The organism is Caballeronia sp. A2-2, assembly GCF_057612605.2.
Genome location: NZ_CM172587.1, coordinates 1887718 through 1908647, shown reverse-complemented (window position 1 = coordinate 1908647; position 20930 = coordinate 1887718). Strand labels below are relative to the sequence as shown.

Annotated in this window: 18 protein-coding genes; 7 read left to right on the top strand and 11 right to left on the bottom strand. The window is 60.9% G+C overall.

Annotation, left to right across the window (positions count from 1 at the left end; genetic code table 11):
* Positions 1-483: 483 nt before the first annotated feature.
* The 8 genes from ACZCWR_RS09060 to ACZCWR_RS09025 all read right to left on the bottom strand — a co-directional run bounded on the left by ACZCWR_RS09060 (position 484) and on the right by ACZCWR_RS09025 (position 11529).
* Positions 484-1512: a porin gene (locus ACZCWR_RS09060; protein ID WP_487300437.1), complete on the bottom strand. Its 1029-nt coding sequence runs from the start codon at positions 1510-1512 to the stop codon at positions 484-486.
* Between the two features lie 53 nt (positions 1513-1565).
* Positions 1566-2567: a Gfo/Idh/MocA family protein gene (locus ACZCWR_RS09055; protein WP_487300436.1), complete on the bottom strand. Its 1002-nt coding sequence runs from the start codon at positions 2565-2567 to the stop codon at positions 1566-1568.
* Positions 2558-3823 carry an LVIVD repeat-containing protein gene (locus tag ACZCWR_RS09050; RefSeq protein ID WP_487300435.1) on the bottom strand — a complete coding sequence of 422 codons (1266 nt, stop codon included), beginning with the start codon at positions 3821-3823 and terminating at the stop codon, positions 2558-2560. Before ACZCWR_RS09050 ends, ACZCWR_RS09055 begins: the two co-directional genes overlap by 10 nt.
* Positions 3824-3859: 36 nt before the next feature.
* Positions 3860-5104 carry an FAD binding domain-containing protein gene (locus ACZCWR_RS09045; RefSeq protein WP_487300434.1) on the bottom strand — a complete coding sequence of 415 codons (1245 nt, stop codon included), beginning with the start codon at positions 5102-5104 and terminating at the stop codon, positions 3860-3862.
* Positions 5105-5186: 82 nt separating this feature from the next.
* Entirely contained in the window at positions 5187-6434 is a 1248-nt protein-coding gene (locus ACZCWR_RS09040) for an MFS transporter (RefSeq protein WP_487300433.1), read from the bottom strand.
* A gap of 121 nt (positions 6435-6555) precedes the next feature.
* Positions 6556-7500 (bottom strand): dihydrodipicolinate synthase family protein, encoded by a 945-nt coding sequence (locus tag ACZCWR_RS09035; RefSeq protein WP_487300432.1) that lies wholly within the window; start codon positions 7498-7500, stop codon positions 6556-6558.
* 47 nt (positions 7501-7547) lie between these two features.
* Positions 7548-10571: an FAD-binding and (Fe-S)-binding domain-containing protein gene (locus ACZCWR_RS09030; RefSeq protein WP_487300431.1), complete on the bottom strand. Its 3024-nt coding sequence runs from the start codon at positions 10569-10571 to the stop codon at positions 7548-7550.
* A 67-nt stretch (positions 10572-10638) separates the two neighbouring features.
* The gene (locus ACZCWR_RS09025) at positions 10639-11529 is read right to left on the bottom strand and encodes a haloalkane dehalogenase (protein WP_487300430.1); all 891 of its coding nucleotides are present in this window, start codon (positions 11527-11529) and stop codon (positions 10639-10641) included.
* A gap of 188 nt (positions 11530-11717) precedes the next feature.
* Between ACZCWR_RS09025 and ACZCWR_RS09020 the strand changes: the two genes are divergently transcribed.
* Positions 11718-12617: a LysR substrate-binding domain-containing protein gene (locus ACZCWR_RS09020; RefSeq protein WP_487300429.1), complete on the top strand. Its 900-nt coding sequence runs from the start codon at positions 11718-11720 to the stop codon at positions 12615-12617.
* 80 nt (positions 12618-12697) lie between these two features.
* On the opposite strand, the gene ACZCWR_RS09015 is transcribed toward ACZCWR_RS09020, so the two are convergent.
* On the bottom strand, positions 12698-13531 hold the full coding sequence (locus tag ACZCWR_RS09015) for a TetR/AcrR family transcriptional regulator (RefSeq protein WP_487300428.1): 834 nt from the start codon (positions 13529-13531) through the stop codon (positions 12698-12700).
* 175 nt (positions 13532-13706) lie between these two features.
* Here ACZCWR_RS09015 and ACZCWR_RS09010 point away from each other — a divergent pair, with 175 nt between their 5' ends.
* The 4 genes from ACZCWR_RS09010 to ACZCWR_RS08995 all read left to right on the top strand — a co-directional run bounded on the left by ACZCWR_RS09010 (position 13707) and on the right by ACZCWR_RS08995 (position 16631).
* The gene (locus ACZCWR_RS09010) at positions 13707-14273 is read left to right on the top strand and encodes a carboxymuconolactone decarboxylase family protein (RefSeq protein WP_487303291.1); all 567 of its coding nucleotides are present in this window, start codon (positions 13707-13709) and stop codon (positions 14271-14273) included.
* A 63-nt stretch (positions 14274-14336) separates the two neighbouring features.
* Positions 14337-15113, top strand: a complete 777-nt coding sequence (locus tag ACZCWR_RS09005; protein ID WP_487300427.1) for an enoyl-CoA hydratase/isomerase family protein — start codon at positions 14337-14339, stop codon at positions 15111-15113.
* A 39-nt stretch (positions 15114-15152) separates the two neighbouring features.
* Positions 15153-15824: a peroxiredoxin-like family protein gene (locus ACZCWR_RS09000; RefSeq protein ID WP_487300426.1), complete on the top strand. Its 672-nt coding sequence runs from the start codon at positions 15153-15155 to the stop codon at positions 15822-15824.
* 90 nt (positions 15825-15914) lie between these two features.
* Positions 15915-16631: an SDR family oxidoreductase gene (locus ACZCWR_RS08995; protein ID WP_487300425.1), complete on the top strand. Its 717-nt coding sequence runs from the start codon at positions 15915-15917 to the stop codon at positions 16629-16631.
* Here the strand turns inward: ACZCWR_RS08995 and ACZCWR_RS08990 are convergent.
* Complete coding sequence (locus ACZCWR_RS08990; protein WP_487300424.1) at positions 16608-17540, bottom strand: LysR family transcriptional regulator; 933 nt, start codon at positions 17538-17540, stop codon at positions 16608-16610. The genes ACZCWR_RS08995 and ACZCWR_RS08990 overlap by 24 nt on opposite strands.
* Before the next feature lie 214 nt (positions 17541-17754).
* Positions 17755-18870 carry an alkene reductase gene (locus ACZCWR_RS08985; RefSeq protein ID WP_487303290.1) on the bottom strand — a complete coding sequence of 372 codons (1116 nt, stop codon included), beginning with the start codon at positions 18868-18870 and terminating at the stop codon, positions 17755-17757.
* A 199-nt stretch (positions 18871-19069) separates the two neighbouring features.
* Here ACZCWR_RS08985 and ACZCWR_RS08980 point away from each other — a divergent pair, with 199 nt between their 5' ends.
* Positions 19070-19744 (top strand): glutathione S-transferase family protein, encoded by a 675-nt coding sequence (locus ACZCWR_RS08980; RefSeq protein WP_487300423.1) that lies wholly within the window; start codon positions 19070-19072, stop codon positions 19742-19744.
* Between the two features lie 343 nt (positions 19745-20087).
* The gene (locus ACZCWR_RS08975) at positions 20088-20780 is read left to right on the top strand and encodes an SDR family NAD(P)-dependent oxidoreductase (protein WP_487300422.1); all 693 of its coding nucleotides are present in this window, start codon (positions 20088-20090) and stop codon (positions 20778-20780) included.
* The last annotated feature ends 150 nt before the right edge of the window (positions 20781-20930 follow it).

The window sequence follows — 20930 nt, the reverse complement described above, 5'->3', positions numbered from 1 at the left end:
AGAAAAACAAAAATCCCGCAGGCCATTGACCATGCGGGATTCCAAAAACGCTTTGGCGGAGAGAGGGTCCGCCATAAACCCATTATTTATGGGATTCTCCGCGAATATTTATCTTCTACCCGCCTACCAACCCGCCTACTCGCATATGTGTGGATGGAGAGGAAGCATGCCATTGTGTTTCGCTGGTTATATCAATTGTTTCTCGCGCAAGGCATACCCAAGTTGGAGCTTCTGATAGCGCCGATGCAGTTACCTCGCCTCTCGGCGCTTGGGCAGCTGTTACCACGCCAAAACCGATGCCCGAAGACCCGCTCCGCACAAGGATATTTTTACCAATCAATGCCATTTGACTAGTCTCCGATTGCATTTGATCGGTGTAGTTTGCACCGCAGCCCTGCTGCTATTTGGGTACACGGACAGGCGCTTACTGGAATGAGTCGATTCCCTACAGGTTATGGTTGCAATCAGCGTGGCGACGTTCGCTCAGAAGCGATGTCGTACCCCCGCACCGAAGCTGTTCGAGGTACCGGCCGTGCTCAGCTTGTCGTACATGTAGCTCGTGTAAACATCAGTACGCTTCGACAGCGGATAATCGAAAGTTACGCCGGCCGAGTTGCGGTAATAGGACACCGAGTTCAACGACAGCCGCGTGTTAGTGCGGGAATAAGCGAGTTCCAGCGAGGACACACCAATCGGGATCGTCACTCCGCCGTGATAGGTGTTGTTGTTCGAACCGAAATTAAATGATGCCGTGTGCGTGTAGGTCGCATACAACTGCACAAAGTTGAGGTTGTAGCTTGCGCCTAGATACCACGCATTCTGGTGATCGACCGGCGTGACGATACCCAGTCCGGTTCTGACACGCTGGACGACTCCCGCCAGGTACAACGGCCCTCGATCGTAGACGAGCGTGGCGGTTTCGTCGTGCGCGCCATTCCCTGGCGCAGTCGCCTGCACAGAAAACGTGAGGCCGCCGATCGACGGTGACTGGTAGAGGACCGCACTGTCCCAGCCGGTATCGCCAAGCACGGTTCTCCCATAGTTCACGATCCACGACTGGGTCATCAATGGACTGAAGCGAAACGATCCTCCCATCGGATTGGTACGCGCCATAATGTAGAACAGCGGCGTCACCTGACGTCCCATACGGATCATGCCGTACGGACTCGCCAGCTCGACGTATGCGTTGCGCGAGAATGCGCCATCGCCAGCGAATCGGCCAACCTGACCATTATTTACGAAGATGTAACTCTCGATCGCGAAACCGGCTTTCAGTCCGCCGCCGAGATCCTCGGTCCCCCGCATTCCGTAAAACGAGGTGATCAGTCCGCCGTTGAGCATGCCGACGAGCGACGAGGGATCACCGCTCGCCTTGAAGTTTCCGACTACGGAATCCAGCAGCCCATACAACTGGACCGTCGATGCCTGCGCATGGGCCAAATTCGACACGCCAAACAGGCCAGCGGCGCATGCTGTTCCGATATATTTCGTTATCCTATGTATGTTAGCCATTTTTGTCTCCTCATTGATCTTGTAACCTGCCTAGTATTGATGCTCCTTGTTTGCTATGGCGACAGACCGATGCGCACTGCCCGGCCGTGCTGAAGCGACTGCGCAACCGCTTCCATCACCGCAACATTCGAGAGCATCTGGTGGGTGCTAACGGGATAGTTCGCCTGCCCGCTGATCGCCGCGCAGAAACACTCTATGTTGTCCCTCACCGAATCGTTCCACTCAAACGCCGCCCATCGTTCCGTTTTGTCCGCGCGCCGCACAGAGAGATGACTCGCACCCTTTGAATCCGGATGATCGGCATTGCGCAGCTCGGCCCAGCCTTTCGCTCCGAACACCGCGACGCGCATATAAAGCGGCGTTTCGAGGATCGAATTGATGTAGCCGGTCGCACCGTTCGCAAATCGCACCTGGAGCGACAATGTCCGCCCCGCTTGCGAAACCTCGCGGGCAGGCGCCGCCGCGAAAACCTCGGTGATTTCACCGAGCAGATCTGCCAGCAGGTCGGTCATGTGAATTGCCGTTCCGGTCATCGCCAGCGGCACGGCATCACTCTCTGCTACGCGCCAGTTGTCGGCGGCGAGACTCGCGAGTTTGTCGTGGCTGAAGTTGGCTTCCGCGTGAACGATCGCGCCGAGTTCACCCTCGCGCACCAGCTTCGCGAGCGCGATCACTCCCGCCTCGAAGCGGCGCTCATGACCAATGCCGAGCCGCACCCCAGCACGCGCGCACGCCTCGATGCAGGCGCGTGCGTCTTCGCGGCTCATCGCGAGCGGCTTCTCACAAAACACATGCTTGCCGTGCGCTGCGGCGCTTGTTACCTGCTGCGCGTGCAGCCGATGCGGCGTCGCGATCACAACAAGTTCGATGTCAGAGCGAGCAAGGATCGCTTCACAGTCGGTGGAGAACGGCACGCCAAACTCTTCGGCGACTGCACGGTGCGCATCGCGGCTTCCCACTGCGGCAACGAACTGCAACGCCGGCGAGGCGCGCATCTGCGCAAGCAGGTGTCGTCCCCACCAGCCAAGCCCGACCAGCGCCGCCTTCAACGCCATGACTCGACCTCCATCACGTACAGCCCGCCGTTGTAGTCGGTCGAGTAGATCAATCCATTCGCGTCAACAAACACGTCCGCCGACTGAATCACAAGGGCCCGGTTTTGCCGGCGGTCGACCAGCCGATCCGGCGTCGGCGGCACCAGCGCCGCGATCTCGGCCGGACGATAGGGATCACGGATGTCGAATACGCGCACGCCCGCGTTCTGATACGTCGCGACGACGATCTCCGAACTGACAAACGTGCCAGGGCGATTCTCATGCAGATTGTGCGGTCCAAAATGGCCGGGCTTCGTTGCATAATCAATCTCTGCTGGCGATGGCAAAGTGGCGATGCTTACTGGATTCGACGGCTCCCGGATGTCGAACATCCAGATGAACTTCTCGCCGTCGGCCTGGTTGTCGAGCACCGCTTCATCGAGCACCACGAGCAGATCGCGATCAGGCAACGGCAAGCAGTTGTGGGTGCCACCACCGAACGGAGGCGACCAGTTGCGATGCGCGACTAGCTTCGGCGCCGCGCGGTCGGCGACGTCGAGGATCACCATGCCGGCATCGCGCCATGCGCAGTAGGCGGTATTGCCATGCACGATCGGATGATGCAGCCCGAAGCGTCGCGTGCTATCCCAGACTGGGGTCTCACCGCCCGCCGCGTGCATGCCCGGAATCCAATAGCGCCCCGCCTCGACCGGACGGCGTGGATCGGCCATGTCGATCGTTATGAAGATGTAATCGGTGAAGCCGTCGAGCAGCGCCGAGGCATAGGCCCAGCGCCCACCGGTGTACCAGACACGATGAATGCCGCCGCCCTCGACGGACATGAAGCCGATCTCGCGGGGCGCGTCGGGCGTCGAGATGTCGTACACCGCGAGGCCTGCTCGCCAGTGACGCACCCCGCCGGACCGGCTCGCGGTGCCCACTTTTTCGCCGAGCGCGCCACTGTAATACGCGCGCTCGTCCTGAAACTCGGTGGCGGCGAACATGTCTTTCGCGTTGATGACGAGCAGCAGATCGTCATGCGCCTGCAGATGGATGTTCCAGGTATCTGGCGGAGCGGCCGCGTAATGGACAGGCGTGGGCCGACGTGGATCACGCACATCGATAACGCTGAAGCCCTTCGAGAACATGTGGCCAATGTATGCGTAGCCGCGATGCACCATGAGCTGAACGCCGTCCGGGCGCCCACCCTGGTCGCAGTATCCGATCATGCGCATGTCGCGCGCAAAATCAGGAACCGGAAGTTCTGCAACGGACATAACTCTCTCCAGTTGAAGTCGGATGAATATGCGCCCTCACAGCGCCTTTAAAAAATCGGACGACGCGGTGTTGCGAAGGATGCCGGTCACGCTGTGAAACTCCCGCCAATGCGCATCGTCGGCTGCGTGCTCCGATGCTTCATTGGCGAGCAGGTACTCGCCAAGCGTGCGGCCGCGCTCGAACGCCATGCGTCCTTCGACAAGCCGCTCCTTTTCGAAATGCGCGAGCGCATCGTCGATCGACAGAGCCTTGTTTCCCAACGCATGCGCTAGCACCTGCGCATCCGAGGCGGCTTTGGCCACGCCCATGCCGATGTGCGGCCGGCCGACCGAGGCCGCATCGCCGATCAGCGCGACACGCCCGAACACCATCTTCGGCGAGAACAAATCGTAGATTGGTGTGAAGAACGGCCGCTCGATCACGGCAAGCGTGTCGCTAAACGAAGGCGGCAACTGTCTGCGCGCCGCGTCCTTCAGTTCGTCGATCAATTCCTGACGCACGAGGGGCGGCGGAATCGAAACCGGGTGATGATTGCCCTGTTCATCGACGAGCATTGTTTCGAGCGTCTGAGGGTCGACCGGCCGGTACCAGACCCAGTTGTAGCGCCGCCGGCCGACGTCGAGCGCATGATCAAGGCCCGGAATCGGGTAGCCGATAATCTTGTTGTTCGGTGGGAGGAAGAACGCAAACTTGTCGAAAATTGTGTCACGCGCGGATGCCGGCATTGCCGCCTCGTCGGCGACGCCGCGCCAGATCACGTAGCCCGCATAGATCGGCTGTACCGAGGGCATCACCATGCCGCGAATTCCTGAGCGGTAGCCGTCCGCGGCAATCAGCAAATCGGCGTGCTCGTGTCTTCCGTTCGAGAAATGCGCAGTCACGCCGTTATCATGCTGATCGATCGACACGAGATTGCAGCCGAGGTGATGATGGCCCTCGGGAATTGTCGCGCGCATCGACTGATGCAGCCGGTCCCAGGACGTGACGATCTGCGGATAATCGAGATGCTCGAGCACGTTGTCCGACTGATCGATCGCGATACGGTCCTTGATTGCCACGCCCAGACGCTCGATGTCCGCGCCGCTTTCGACGAGCGCGTCCAGCAGCTCGCCATGAGTGACAATGCCCGCGCCGCGCCCGAACAGTTCGACGTCGGAGCGTTCGAACAGGTCGACCGACCAGCCAGCCTTGTGCAGCAACGCCGTGGCAAAGAGCCCGGCCATCGATGCTCCGATCACCAGCGCGCGAGGACGCGCCGAATTGTTGGAATGCATGTTCATCGCTTGAACCTCTTGGCAATACGCTGAATGAGTAGAGAGAAAGGCATGCGCGTGCTGCGCGGTCCGGCACGTAACGGCGAGTTCAGACGTCACGCAGCCGCGAATAATCGAAGAACGCCATCAGCACCATTGCCACGCAAGGCGGCGCGACGACCATGACGTTAGCGGCGGTGGACCAGCCCCACAGCTCGACCAGTTCGCCGAACAGGAAGCCGGCGAACGGGCCGCTCATATAGAAGCCCGTCATGGCGGCGGACACCGCATAGCCGATTTGCAGCGGATGCGCGCTGCGCTGGATCACTGAGACGAATCGCGCGTAGAAAAAACCGCTCACCATCAACCCGAACAACAACGAGAGTCCTGCGTGGGCGAGAGGCTGAACGGTGCCGTTGAACATCAGGAAGCTAGCCGCCGCAAGTATCGCCAGTCCGCAGAAAATGCCCAGCTTGCCGAGCCTGTCGCCCGCCCAACCGCCGATGACCGCACCCATCGCGCCCAGCCCGTACATCCCGAGCGCCGATCCCGCCGCGACGGATGTGTAGTTCAGATGCTCGCGCAGATACGTTGCGTACAGCGCGGTATAGGAGAAGAACGACAGTCCGACGAGCGCGAAAGACGCCGAAGCGAGGCACACGTTGCGGTTCAGAAGCCGTGGCAGCGACGGCGCTTTCTCGAAGATTCCAGTGCGCTCGGCGGGCTCCATCGCTTCGCTGAAGCGGCCCGGCATGAAGCGCGCGAGCAGCAGCGCGACCACAATGCCCGCGACACCGAACACGTAGAACGGCAGTTCCCATTGCCCGAAAGCGCGATGCAGATGGACGCCGATCACTGGCCCCACCAGCGCCCCGAAGCCAAAAAACGCCTGCATCCAACCCATCGCGGCGCCGCGTGTACGGCCGAAGTAGCCGCCAAGACAACAATAGACGGCGCCGACCTGCAGCGCTTCGCCGACGCCCGTCAAGCCACGGAATGCCGCCAGCGTGGTGAATCCCTGCGCCAGCGGTGTGATGAGCGTGAACAGCGAATAGCCGATCAGCCCGCCCACCAAAATTGATTTGCGCGTATATCTTGCATAGAACCAGCCGGCGATCGGACCAACGATCGCCACGCTTAACGTAAATACCGTGCTGACAAATCCCGCCTGCGCGAGCGAAAGTCCGTAAGTTGTGCGTATCGCGCTTAGCAGCGATGGAAACACCTGGCGATCCATCGCGTTGAACATGTACGACGTGCCGAGCAGACCCATCACCAGGATCAGCATCGGTCGTGACAGGCGGTCGGGCGCCGTCGTCGCGAAGTCGTGTTGCGCGTAGCCTTGCATGCCGTTCATCGTTGTCTCCTGTGTATGCATCCGATGGCTCGTCTGAACCTAAACGGTCACGCCGTCTAGGTCCGTGCAAGCTCTTCTGTGCGATTTGCTCGGCGCGTGAACTGACGCGCCGATAAGGATTTCATGCGTTCACGTTCAGTCCTTCGAGGCGAAAGCCGATCTCGTCGAGCGACTGCATCAGCGTGTCGCCCTGGCGCTGATCGAGCGCGGTCAGCGGCGCACGTACGTGCGCCCAGTCGGGCGTCGCCCCGCTGCGCGCCAGCACGGTTTTCATCGCAGGGATCATGGGCACCGATGCGAAAACGCTCCGCACTGAGAGCGCCATCTGCTCATCGGGCGAGGGTTCGTTCGTCGACAGTGCCGCGAAGTAACGCACAAGTCCCGCCGGATTCATGTTCGCCGTCGCGCTGATGCACCCGGCAGCGCCGAGCGGTAATGCGCGTGCAAGCAATGCTTCGCTGGCAGGAAACACCGAGAAGCCGTCCGAGGCGAACGTTTTCAGCGTAGCTTCGAGGTTTCCCCAGTCGCCGGACGAATCCTTGATGCCGCATACGATGGAGGGATAGCGGCTTCGCAATTGCTCGATCAGGGATAGCGTGATCGGCACGCCTGTCATCTGGGGGATGTGATAGAGGTACACTCGCAGGCGTGCATCGGCCACCTGCTCGATCACGTCCAGGTAATAGCGCAGCAAGCCCGCCTCCGACGGCTGCGGAAAATAGAACGGCGGCAGCATCATAACGCGATGAATGCCGAGCCCGAGCGCGTGTCGGGTCAGGTCGACAGTTTCGCGCACAGAACACGTGCCAGTGCCCGGCATGAAGCGCGCGGGATCGAGGCCTGCCGCGATCAACGCTTCGAGCGCATGGAGGCGCTCGCCGAACGACAGCGAGGCTGCCTCGGAATTGGTCCCGAACACGGCAAGCCCGACGCCCGCGTCCAGCAGCCAGCGGCAATGCGCTTCGAAGGCGGGTTGATCGATGTCGCCGGACGCGTCGAATGGCGTGAGCGCGGGCGCGAGGACGCCGGTCATGGAGGGAATCGGTGTGGGGTCGGCATAGGTCATGTGAGTCATCCGTTTGCGTAGGAAAAGTGAGGCGCGCTTGGCCGGGCTTAGGCTGGCTCGTCCGCGGTTGAAATGCGATGCGTGTGATCATCGGTCGGCGCCTCGGCGTGGGCAGACGCGTCGTGCGCAAGCGCCAGCAGTTCGGCAAGATGCAGGACTTTGCGGCCAGCCCGCTGCTCGATCTGCTCTCGGCAACTAAAGCCGTTGCTCAGAATGAAGGCGGCGGGCGGCGCGCGGCGCACCGCTGGCAGTAGTACCAGTTCGCCGACCTTCGCGGAGATCTCCGCGTGTTTTTTGTCGAAGCCGAACGAACCGGCCATGCCGCAGCAGCCGCTGTCAAGCAATGTCGCCTGTACGCCCATCGTGTCCAGCAGCGCTTTGTCGCCCTGCACGCCGAAGAGCGACTTCTGATGGCAATGCGTATGCACGATGACGTGGGCATCGAAGCGCGGCGGCTGGTAGTCGTGCGCCACCAGAAAATCACCCAACATCTGCGCTTTCGCACTCAAAGCGTGAGCACGCGGATCATCCGGAAAAGTCTTGAGGAGTTCGTCGCGGAACACCGACATGCAGCCCGGTTCAAGTCCGACCAGCGCAATCGGCGCGTCGTCCGCGGCAAACATCGGCGTGAGCGCATCGAGAATCGCGGCAAGCCGGCCGCGCGCGCGATCGAGATAGCCGAAGTCGTACAACGGCCGGCCGCAGCACAACGGTGTCGGCGGCAGCACGGCAACAAAGCCGGCATGTTCGAGCACGCGCGCCGCCGCCTCGGCAATCTCCGGATGGAAGTGCTCGCAGAACGTATCGACCCACAGGATCACGCGCCTGCCTCCGCCTGCCGCTTGGCCGATGCGATGTGCCGCACGACGCCGATAGGTGGTCTTGGCGAATTTGGGCAACGTGCGCGCCGGGTCCACACCCGCGATGCGCTTGGCGAGCGTGGAGACGCCGGGCGTGCGATTAACGAGATTGACAAGCCCCGGCACGCGCGCGGCAAGCGGCGCCCAGTCGCCGATGCGGCCCATCGCCAGCGCCTGGCGCGGACGTCGGCGCTTCTCGTAGTAATGCGAAAGAAATTCGGCCTTGTACGACGCCATGTCCGTATGCGTTGGGCAATCACTGCGGCAGCCTTTGCACGCGAGGCATGTATCAAGCGCTTCCTTGACGGATTCGCTTTGCCAGCCGTCATCGATCAGATCGCCTTGCAGCATCTCCCACAGCAGCCGCGCGCGGCCGCGCGTCGAGAAACGTTCGTCCTGCGTCGCGCGGAAACTCGGGCACATCGTGCCGCCCTTCTGCGCGCGGCATCGTCCCATGCCGACGCAGCGTTCAAGCGCGCGCTGGAAGCCGTTACCTTCGGCGCTGCGGAACTGCAGCTTCGTCGCAAAATTGACGACCTTATACGCCGGGCCGGCGCGCAGATTGTCGTCGATGCGGTAAGCGTCAACGACCTTGCCGGGATTCATGCGGTTGTCCGGATCCCAGATGCGCTTGAACGCGCGCATTGCTTCCATCAACTCGTCGCCGAACATGATTGGCAGCAGCTCGGCGCGCGCCTGGCCGTCGCCGTGTTCTCCGGACAGCGATCCGCCGAAATTGACTACCAACTGCGCGGCCTCGCGCGCGAAGTTGCGGTAATCGAACACCCCCTGAGCGGAGCGCAGGTCGAAGGTCACGCGCGCGTGCACGCAGCCGTCGCCGAAGTGGCCGAACAGCGACGTGCGGTAGCCGTAGCGATCGACGAGCGCCTGAAACCCGCGCAGATAATCGCCGAGCCGCGCTGGGTCGACCGCGGCGTCTTCCCATCCGACTTTCGGATCCACAACGTCCGGATCGATCGACAACTGCGTGCTCGACGCGCCGTTCTCGCGGATCGACCAGATGCGCCGCTGCTCGTCGCGGCTCGTGATTAGGCAGCTCGTCGGACGCGGTCCGGCGTCACGCCTGCACAGCGCGTCGCGGGCCCGCTCGGCCAGTGCGATCGCGGCTTGCGCGGTGTCGGCACCGAATTCGAGCAGCACCCACGCGTCGCCGTCGGGAAGCATTGCAATTTCAGAGGCAGCCAGTTTGCGCGCCTGCAAACCGCGCACGATCTCTCGATCGAGGCCCTCGGCGGCGATCGGCTCGCAGCGCAGATATTCCGGAACGGCGTCGGCGGCTGTATAGATGTCTGGAAAACCGAGCGCCAATACGACACGTTCGCTTGGGCTGTGCACGAGCCGCACCTGCGCGTGCAGCGTGAGCGCACAGGTGCCTTCGGTGCCGACCAGCGCGCGCGCGACGTTGAAGCCGTTCTCCGGCAGCAGCTGATCGAGGTTATAGCCGGACACGCGGCGCCTGAGCGAGGGGAAACGCGCACGTATCAGCGGCGCGTAGCGGTCACGCAACGCGCGCAGCGCAGCGTAGATCTCGCCCTGACGACCGCCCGCGGCGATGATCGCCTCGAGCTGCGCGTCGCTCGTCGGCCCGGTCCAGAAGCGCGCGCCATCGTAGGTCATTACTTCGAGCGCCTCGACGTTTTCGAGCGTCTTGCCCGCCATGACCGAGTGCGGCCCGCAGGAGTTGTTCGCGATCATGCCGCCAAGCGTGCAGCGGCTGTGCGTCGATGGATCAGGTGCGAACGTCAGGCCGTGCTGTTCGGCCGCGTCGCGCAACTGGTCGCAGATGACGCCCGGTTCGACCACGGCGTGGCCTGCCGCCGGATCAAGTTCGACGATGGACGCGCAATGCCGCGACACGTCGAAAACGACGGCGGTATTGACGGTCTGTCCGCTCATCGACGTGCCCGCGCCGCGCATCAGCACTGGTGCGCCATAGCGTCGGCACACTCCGATGCCGGCCGCGAGTTCGTCGAGCGAGCGGGGAATCACGACCGCGACCGGCACCTGCCGGTAATTGGAGGCGTCGGATGCATAGACCGCGAGATGTCCCCGATCGAACTGCACCGACTCGCCCAGCGTGCTTTGCAGGTCGCGCGCCAATGCGCTCGAAGCGCGATCGGCCAAGTGCGCTCCGGCGGTATCCGACGCAGGCAGGCCGGCGTCACCAAGGGGAGAAATCGTTGACGACATGGAAGATTGGGCTCGTATGTTGACGATTGCGATTGGCGCTGCGGCTGGCGCTGAAATGGCGCTACGATCAGCCGCGCAGCCGCCTGACGAACTTGGCCACCGCTTCACCGATTTCATGCGGGCAATCCTCCGGCACATAGTGCTTCGCGCTGACGGTGAGCTCCTCTTGATTCGGCCAGGCGCGGCAAAAGTCGCGCGCAGCGCCGGCTGTGCCGTGGCCTTCGTCGGCGTTAATGAACAGCTTGGGCAGATCCGTGCTTTGCGAGAGCCAGTCGCTATAGCGCTTAACTCGAGCGTAGGTCTCGGGCGGATCGCCATCGAAGGGAATCTGGCGGGGAAACACCAGCGTTGGCAACCGCGACACGCCGGGCTTCAGGAAGCGCTGCGCATATACCTGTTTTTCCGCGTCGGTCAGCGCGCGTTTCACGCCGAGCTCGAACAGCATCTTGTCGACGAAAAAGTTATCTTCGAGCACCATCTGTTCGCCCTCCTCGCCACGTAGGCGGCGAAACACCGCCTGACGTTCCGGCGGCATGTCCGTCCAGAAGCGCGGGCGGACCATCGCCTCCATGTACGCAATGCCCGATACCGATTCCGGATAACGCACAGCGCGGTCGAACCCAAGCGCCGCTCCCCAATCCTGCACGACGAGCACGATGTTCTCGCGCAACCTCAACTGCTCGAACCACGCGTCGAGATAGTCCGCGTGGTCGTCGAAGCGATAGGAATACGTCGGCGAGTCGCTTGACTGGCCCATGCCGATCAGATCCGGTGCAAGACACCGGCCGAGCGGTTCGAGATAGGGAATCACGTTGCGCCATGTGTAGGACGAGGTCGGGTTGCCATGCAGGAACACGATCGGATCGCCCTCACCGACATCGACGTATGCCATCTCCGCGTCGCGCACTTTCACGCGTTGCATGTCATAGGGGAATGCAGCCGAAATGTCCTGACTCATCGTTGTCTCCGTTTGATTGAAATGTGCGCCTGGGAGTTATCGCGTCCGTACGGCATGCCGCGCTTGGGTACCTAGCGATTCCCCCTGTAGTTCTCATAGTCTGGACGTCTCATACTCGACGCTCAAACGAATTTTGGTCGGCTTTTCCATGAGGTTTTTGAATGAACCCTCGTCGTCTGACTCCGTCGATGTCACTACTGATCGCCTTCGACGCCGCCGCGCGCCGGCTGAGCTTCACGGATGCCGCATCCGACCTCGCCGTGACGCAAAGCGCTGTGAGCCGCCAGGTGCAAGCGCTTGAGGAACTGCTGGGCGTGCCGCTGTTTCGCCGCGTGAATCGCAAGTTGACGCTCACGGCGATTGGCGCGGTGTACCACCGGGACATAGGCCAGGCGTTGCAGCGCGTGCGAAGCGCCTCGCTTCAGGCGATCGCGTCGCAAACTGGACGCGGCAGCCTTAATCTCGCCGCACTGCCAACTTTCGCAAGCAAGTGGCTAATGCCTCGGTTATCCGACTTCTACAAGCGGCATCCAGGCGTGCTGATCAATCTGCATTCGCGCATTGGTCAGTTCGACTTCGAACGCACTGGCATCGACGCGGCGATCGGCGTCGGTGACGGCGCGTGGCCGGGGCTCGTGTCATACAAGCTCTGCGACGAAACCCTGCTGCCGATCATCAGCCCGTCGATCGTGCAGACGAACCCCATCCGCGTTCCGCGGGATCTGACGCGCCATTTGCTGTTGCGCGTAGCGGCACGGTCCGATTCCTGGATCCGCTGGTTTGAGGATCAGCAGATCGACGAGCGCTCGATGAACGTCGGCCCGCAATTCGAGTTGACGTCGCACTTGATCGAAGCGGTGTCCTCCGGCATCGGGATCGGGCTCGTGCCCAGTTTTCTGGTGCAGGACGAGTTGGCGTCCGGCGCGGTGATGCTCGCGATCGACCGGCCGTTGCGCACGGGCCTGAGCTACTACCTGTTCCTTCCCGCCGGAGATCAGCCCCTGCCGCAGAGCGTCGCGTTTCGCGAGTGGATACTGTCGCGCGCGCAGCAAGATTTCGCGGAGCCGCACACCATTTCGCATCCGTAATAATTTATCGGCCGATCATTTATCGATCGATAAATTTTATGTCGGCGGAACGGCGCGACCAAGCGTTGCCGCGCCAGCGTTTACCCTTGTGAAACAGTCCGCTGACGAAGACGCGGCGTAACGCCGGCGCGTGTCCGAGGAACGGGTTTCGCCTTTGTCTCGCTTTTCGCCGTCTTTCCAACTTTCGCAGCTTTCGCGGATTTCACAGCTTTCGGCAGATTGTTGAGCACGGCGGGTGTGCCGTTCAGGAAAGCATCGACCTGACGCTCGACGTGCGCTTCGAGATCGTTGGGGATCGGCATGCCATACACCCACTGGCGCATGCCAACGTAGAAGATGCTCGCATGCAGACTCCACACGAGTTCCATTTCTACTTCACGCGTCGCTTTGTCGTTGGCGGGCGGCAAGCCGTAAAACTCGCGGATTTCCTTAATCACTGGCTTGAACACCCGCTCGCACATTCGTTCGAGATAACGTTTGTTAATGCCCTCGCGCGCCAATCCCGCGAAGATGAACGTGCGGATCAACGGACGCGTCAGCATGACGCGCGAATACGCCTGATAGAACGCGGTGAGCCGCGCCTGCAGGTCGACGGTGCGATCCGCGATCAACGCGTCCCAAAGCGGATCCCAACGATAGATCTCGCTGTAAACGCGGTCGATGAGTGCGTCCTTGCTTGGGAAATAGCGGTACAGCAGCGGCTGGGTAACGCCGATCTGTCGCGCCAACTCGCGCGTGCTGCCGGAAAAGCCGTGGGTCGCGAAATGCTCGATTGCTTTATCGACGATCTGCTTTTCGCGTTCTTCCGGCGCCATACGGCGCGAGGTCGCAGTATTCGCGGCCGCCGGGCGTGCGGTCATGCTGCGCATCGACGACGGAGCCAACGGGACGCCGGGACGCTGGATGCGTGGCATCGCAAGCTCTCCGAAGTAGGCGGGTTCGACAATATAGCAAAAGCATCTTACGACTAGTCGCCTTCCGTCCGGCGGCCATTCCATATGGTAATGGCTGTTATTGCCGCCGACGATCTTCTCCAAAGGCGCATTGCGTCTGATCATCTGCTCACCGCAACTCAACTCCATAACCGCGATGAACACCTTCCCGAAACACACCATCGACAACGCGCCCGAAGCGTCCAAAGCCCTTCTTGAAGGCACGAAGAAAGCGTTTGGTTTCGTGCCGAACCTGCAGTCGTACATGGCTGAAGCGCCAGAGCTACTGGCCGGCTACTCAGCACTGTGGGACCTCTTCTCGAAAAGCACGCTGACGCCGCACGAGCAGCAGGTGGTGTACCTGACCTCGAACTTCGAGAACAACTGCCACTACTGCATGGCCGGTCACAGCACGCTTGCAAAGATGATCAAGATGGACGCGGGCGTAATCGCCGCACTGCGCGCCGGCACACCGCTGCCCGATGCAAAACTCGAAGCGCTGCATCGCTTTACGACGCTCGTGGTGCGTGAGCAGGGTTTCGTCTCGGACGCCGATGTCGACGCGTTTCTTGTCGCCGGCTATACCCGTCAGAATGTCCTTGAAGTGATCTTGGGCGTGGCGACGAAGGTGATGAGCAACTACACAAATCACATCGTCCACACCGAACTCGACGGCTTCATGGCCGGTAATGAGTGGACCAAACCGGTCGCTGCTGCGGCATAAGCCCACCCCGGGAGCCCTCACGGCTTTCATCCAACTCATACAGAAGCTCTCGGAGAAACCGCCATGTCCACGTTCGACCGCTATAAAGAAGCCTATCCCAATGCACGACTGACCCGTACACCGGACGGCGTACTCGAAGTCCGTTTCCATACCGAAGGCGCGAAGCTTGTCTTCAATGGCCACACGCATGAACAGTTCACCGATATGTTTCATCAGATCGGCGAAGACCCGGAGAACCGCGTGGTCATCCTGACGGGGAGTGGCGACGCATTCATGGACGCAATCTCGCCGGAAGGTTTCGATTTCTTCACACCGCGCGGCTACGACAAGATCTTCCGCGAAGGCCGCAAGATCCTGATGAATATACTCGACATCGAAGTGCCGATGATCGCCGCGCTGAACGGCCCGGTCTTGCTGCATTCTGAATATGTCCTGCTGTGCGACATCGTGGTGGCGACGCCCGAGGCTGTGTTCCAGGACATGCCGCACGCCGCATTCGGTATCGCTCCCAACGACGGCGTGCATCTGCTGTGGCCGGAAATGATCGGCAGCATTCGAGGCCGGTATTTCGTGCTCACGCAGCAGAAGCTTGACGCTGCAGAGGCGCAGTCGCTGGGTGTGGTGAATGAAATCGTACCTGCAGATCAGTTGCTCAAACGTGCGCACGCCATCGCCGCGACGATCGCAAAACAGCCGCCGCTCACTACCAAATACACGCGCATTGGCCTGACTCAACGCCTGCGTCGCGTGATCGACGAAGGTATCGGCTACGGCCTCGCGCTCGAAGGTATCACCGCAGCCGAAGTGGCGCGCATCGCAGCAGCACAGAGCGCAGCCTGAATCTATTCATTCGTTTAATTCTCTCAACGGAGAACACTCATGTCACTGCAAGACAAACTCGACGCATTCCGGGCCGACTTCAAGGCGGGCAAGCCGCCCTTTAACGCACCGCCGGAGATTCATCCGGTGATGGAGCGCGCTACAGCAGAACTGATTGCGAGTGGGCAAGCTGGCCGCGCAATCAAGGCTGGCGACCGCGCCCCGCATTTCAACCTCAAGGATCAGGATGGCAATGACGTGTCGTCCGCTGCGTTGCTGGTGAAGGGACCGCTAGTGGTGACGTTCTATCGCGGGGTCTGGTGTCCGTATTGCAATATCGAATTGCAGGCGATCAACGAAGTGCTGCCGCAGATTCAGGCCTATGGCGCGAACGTCGTAGCGATTTCTCCGCAGACGCCGGTCAACAGCCGCAAATCCGTGCGCACCAACGAACTCGGCTTTCCGGTGTTGAGCGACGTGAACGGTCAGACGGGCGCCGACTTCGGCTTGCGCTTTGCGTTGCCCGATTATCTGGTCGAGCTGTACAAGAACTTGAAGAACGACCTGCCCGCGTTCAATAACGACCCGAGTTGGACCCTGCCGATGCCGGCGCGTTACGTCATTGGACAGGATGGAACCGTGGTGTATTCGGAGGTCAATCCGGATTACACGCGTCGTCCCGACCCGTCGGACATGTTCCCGGTTCTGGAAAAGGCGACGGCCAACGCCTAAGCCTTGACATTCAACGCGAGGCAACTGCAAGGCCGCGCCGGGGAACCCGGCACGGCCTTTCGATTCCCTCGGGTTCTTAAAGGACTTTTGATGACACAGCGTACATTTCTCATCACCGGCGCGACCAAAGGCATTGGCCTCGCGTTGACAAACCGGCTGATTGCCGATGGCCACTACGTAGTGGGGCTCGCGCGCGAAGCAAGCGATTTTCCAGGCGAACTGGTCCGCGTCGATCTGGCCGACCGTGCCGCAACCGGCGCGGTGCTCGATGTCCTCGTGCGACGTCATGCGTTCGATGGCGTGGTGAATAACGTCGCATTAGTCAGGCCGCAACGTCTGGGCGAAGTCGCGCTAAACGATCTCGACGACGTTCTCGCGCTAAATCTTCACCCTGCCGTGCAAACGGTCCAGGCGCTGCTTCCCAGCATGCAGGAACGCAGCTGGGGACGCGTCGTGAACATTTCTAGCCTGACGATTCTCGGCATGACGCAACGCACGGCATATGCAGCGGCGAAAGCGGCGCTGGTAAGCTTTGCGCGTTCGTGGGCGCTGGAACTGGCAGGCACGGGCATCACGGTGAATGCTGTCGCACCGGGTCCGACCGAGACCGCGCTGTTTCGCGCCAACAACCCGCCCGGGAGCGAGGGCGAGAAGCGCTATCTGTCTGCAATACCGATGGGTCGCTTTGGCCAGCCTCACGAAATAGCTGCGACGATCGGTTTCCTGTTATCCGACGCCGCCGGGTTCATGACCGGTCAGACGCTCTACGTCGACGGCGGTGCGTCAATCGGCAAGCTCGCTTTCTGAAGGCACACTTCCGGTGTCGGCGCCTGTGGCACCGATTACCTCTTCCACGAAGGCGACGAACGCCCGCGCCTTCGCACTCACCAGGCGTCCGGCCGGAAACACTGCCCACAGGTCGATCGGGGGCAATTCCCAGTCCGTCAGGACGGCTTGGATCGAGCCGTCGGCAAGTTCCGGCGAAAACATCCATTCCGACGCGATTGCCAGACCCATTCCGTTCAGCACCATCGTACGCATGCCCTCAGCGGCGCTCACGCTGACACGCCCCGACACCACCACCGCCACTTCCTTGCCTTGCTGGCTGAACGCCCACGACTCGCCACCACCTCGCAACGAATACACGATCACCTGATGCTGACTGAGCTCCGCAGGGGTCTTCGGCACACCTGCTTCGGCGAGATAGGCAGGTGTGCCGACCAGCAGCCGACGACTTTGCGCAATGCGCCGTGCGGTCATCGTCGAATCGTCGAGCGAGCCCATGCGCAGCGCCACGTCTACGCCTTTTTCGAGCAGGTCAATGGTGCGATCGTCCAGCACGATATCGATCTGCAAGTTAGGGTGCCGGCCAAGAAACGACTTAAGTGCCGGAAGGATATGCAGCCGCGCAAAGGTCACGGCTGCGCTGATGCGCAACACACCGGATAGCCCGGTCGACGCGTCGCGCGCGACATGCTCGGCGAGGTCCACCTCTTCGATCGCGCGCCTTGCGTGCTCGTAAAAGCGCTGGCCTGCATCGGTGGGAGCCAGGCCGCGGGTCGAGCGCAACAAAAGCCGCACGCCGAGCCGTTCTTCGAGCTGCGCGATCGACTTCGACACGGCCGGTTGCCCAAGCTTGAGCCGCTTGGCGGCCGCCGAGAACGAACCCGCTTCAACGACGCTGACATACGTTTCCATTGCTGCCATGCGGTCCATGCCGTTGCTTCTCCTCGCGGACCGTGAAAGTCCCTGTTATGGCTGAGATGTGTTCAGGCGGAAGTCTAGCGCGTCACAACATTCGGTCGATCGAAAATGTCGATGATCGGCGTTTGCCATCTGTCTCCCATTCACAAAAGCAATCCGCAAATACAAGCGGCCCTGCCGCAGACGATCCTGCGGCGGGGCCAGTTTGCGATGCGTGCAGTCCGCTTCAGGCAACCGGCCCAGGGCTATGGAATGAATAATCAGTGTACCCGCGTGCGTTGCCGCCGTAGAACGTCGAGCGGTCGTAATGGTTCAGCGGTGCCCCGATGCGCAGCCGCTCCGGCAGGTCTGGATTGGAGACAAACAGGCGCCCGAATGCAACGAGATCGGCGTCGCCTGTTTCGATCATGTGATGCGCGCTGTCCGCAGTAAAGCCGCCTGCCGCGATGAGTGTGCCCTTGTACACGCGCCGCAAGTCTTTCGCTGAGACGGCGGACGCCGCTGCGGCGACGTCATCGTTACCGCGCACTCGCGGCTCGACGACATGCAGATACGCGAGCCCATAGCCGTCCAGACGCCGCGTGACGTACCCGAACGTGGCAAGCGGATCGCTATCGGACATCGTGCCATACGCGCTTCCTGGCGATAGGCGCACTGCAATCTGGTCGGCATTCCACACCGAAGCGATTGCGTCGATCACCTCGAACAGAAAGCGCGCCCGGTTTTCAAGCGAACCACCATACGCATCCGTACGGTGGTTCGAGCCGTCCTGCAGAAACTGGTCGGGCAGATAACCGTTAGCAGCATGCAGTTCCACGCCATCGAAACCGGCCTGTTTCGCAAGCGTCGCGGCGCGACGAAATTCTTCGATCACGCCAGTGATCTCTTCAAGCGCCAGTGCGTGCGGGACGACCTGCTCGACCTCGATCACGCGCCCGTTTTCGTCTTGAATTGCAGAGTGTTCATAAGCGCGCACGGCGGAGGGCGCGACCGGCAACACTCCGCCGATGTTGGCGGGATGCGCCTGTCGTCCCGCATGCCATAACTGCAGGAAGATACGTCCGCCTTTCGCGTGGATCGCGTCAGTGACGCGCCTCCAGCCGCGAGCATGCGCGTCGGTATAAATGCCTGGCGCGCCGACATAGGCGAAGCCGAGCGGAGACACGGACGTTGCATCAGAAATCAACAAGCCGCCGGCCGAAGCGCGCTGCGCGTAGTACTCGACCATCAGATCGCCAGGGACGTTCTGCGCTTCGGTGCGCATCCGTGTGAGCGGCGCCATAACGACGCGGTGACTGACCGGATAAGGGCCGACCTGAGTCTGAGTAAAAAGTGAGTTCATGGCGAGTGCCTGAAAAAGGGAGAAGACCTGTGGATCATCAAGGCGAGCACGATTCTGCAGAAGGCAGCAATGAGCGATAGCTGTCATTCCTGCGCGGAATAGCGAGAAGCATCCGATTCGGGAGGCCCTAGGCCATTCCTTGGGGGAATAGCGCTTATCACTCCGGTCGGACTTCACCGGAGATCGAATTCCGCGCACAGTGCGTCTCAAGGAAGCCGGTATCTCTCTGAAAGGATCACTCGCCATGTACCAGGTTCACGCATTCGCCACACCAAACTCCCTCAAGGTGCCGATTGCGCTCGAAGAACTCGGACTCGCCTACACGCTGCACGCCATCAACGTTCGAAAGGGCGAGCAGAAGAGCGATGCGTTTCTCGCATTGAATGCCAACGGAAAAGTGCCAGTGCTGACCACCGAAGACCGCGATTTCGTGCTGACCGAGTCTGCGGCCATTCTCGTTTATCTCGCCGAAAAGCACGGCAAGCTTCTCTCACAGGACCCTGTACGCCGGGCGCGCACGTTTGAGCAACTGTTCGCTCACGCGTCTGGACTGAGCCCGGCCTTCGGACAGGCAGGTTACTTTCTCAAATTTGCACCGGAAGTGATGCCCCACGCCATCGAGCGCTTTTCCGGCGAGGCGAATCGTCAACTGAAACTGCTCGACACTATTCTTGCCGAACAGCCCTTCGTCGCGGGCGACGAATACTCCATCGCAGATATCGCCCACTTCGGATGGATATGGCGACGAGCCTTCCCAAACGTGACACTGGACATGACGCCGCATGTAGAACGCTGGTACGAAGAGATGCTTGCACGGGCGGCGATAACGAAGGCGATCGGCAAGCTCGAACTGCTTGCGAGAGAGAACGGTTGATCGGATGCACGCCCGCGAGGGCTCCGAAGCTCAAGAGGCGCAATGCAGCGGGCAACTATAGCGGGTGATGCGAGCCATTCGAAAAGCTCCTGTCATCGGCGCGAACATCGGCTTGTGGCCGTCCGCTCGCCGCCAACACCCGATTTTCCTCACGAGGAAAGATTTAGGCGGCGGCGACCGGTCCGGTCATTACTCGCCGGCATATGTCTTATGACTCTCGGGCGATTGCACGCGGTGCGAGGTGTCCAACATACTTTCCGATAGCCACACCAAGGGCCGTAGCGGTTGCTTTAGGTCTTAGAGAATGTTGTCTCAACACTCTTATTGAAGGAGGAATCGATATATGACGAGCTCTAAAAAAGTCTTGATCATTGGTGCATCGCGTGGTCTTGGCCTCGCACTTGCCCAAGAGTGGCTTTCGCGAGACTGGAACGTCGTCGCTACGGTACGAAGTGGCAATACGCCGCTGCATCGCTTAGAACAGGCGTTTCCGGGGAAGATACGTATCGAGCAGATGGACGTCACCGATAGCTCTGATATTGAAGCCCTCGCGAGCCGTCTGCCTGATCACGAATTTGATGTCCTGTATGTCAATGCCGGTGTCGCCCTTGGTCCAGAGGATCGAGCAGACGAGGTTACGACCGAGGACTTCAGCCGTTTGATGGTGACAAACGCGTTGAGTCCGATCCGCATCATTGAGCGGCTGTACGACAAGGTGAAAGAACAAGGAACGATAGCAATAATGTCCTCAAGTCTTGGTAGCGTGGCACTGAACGAAAGCGGTGGATGGGAAGTCTATCGCGCCAGCAAGGCGGCTTTGAATATGCTAATGCGCTCCTTTGCCGCGCGCCACGCGAGCGCTTTACAAAGCCTCGCGCTGGTCGATCCTGGATGGGTTCGGACGGAAATGGGCGGTGCCGATGCCACCTTGAGCATTGAGGAAAGCATCCCCGGAATAGTGAATCAAATAGCCGCGTCGTCGGGCAAGGCAGGACTTCGTTACTACAACTACCTGGGCGAGACGCTTCCGTGGTAGTCCGTTTGCTGGCATGTTGTCGGTTCCTGACTCTTTGCGCCAGATTAACGATAGGTGATGGCCGAGACAAGCGCGATTGCAACCACCCGCTCTCTCCTCACTTAGCGGATTTGCGGATGCTCCCGAGCAATGGCCAGGGCGCGTACCGGG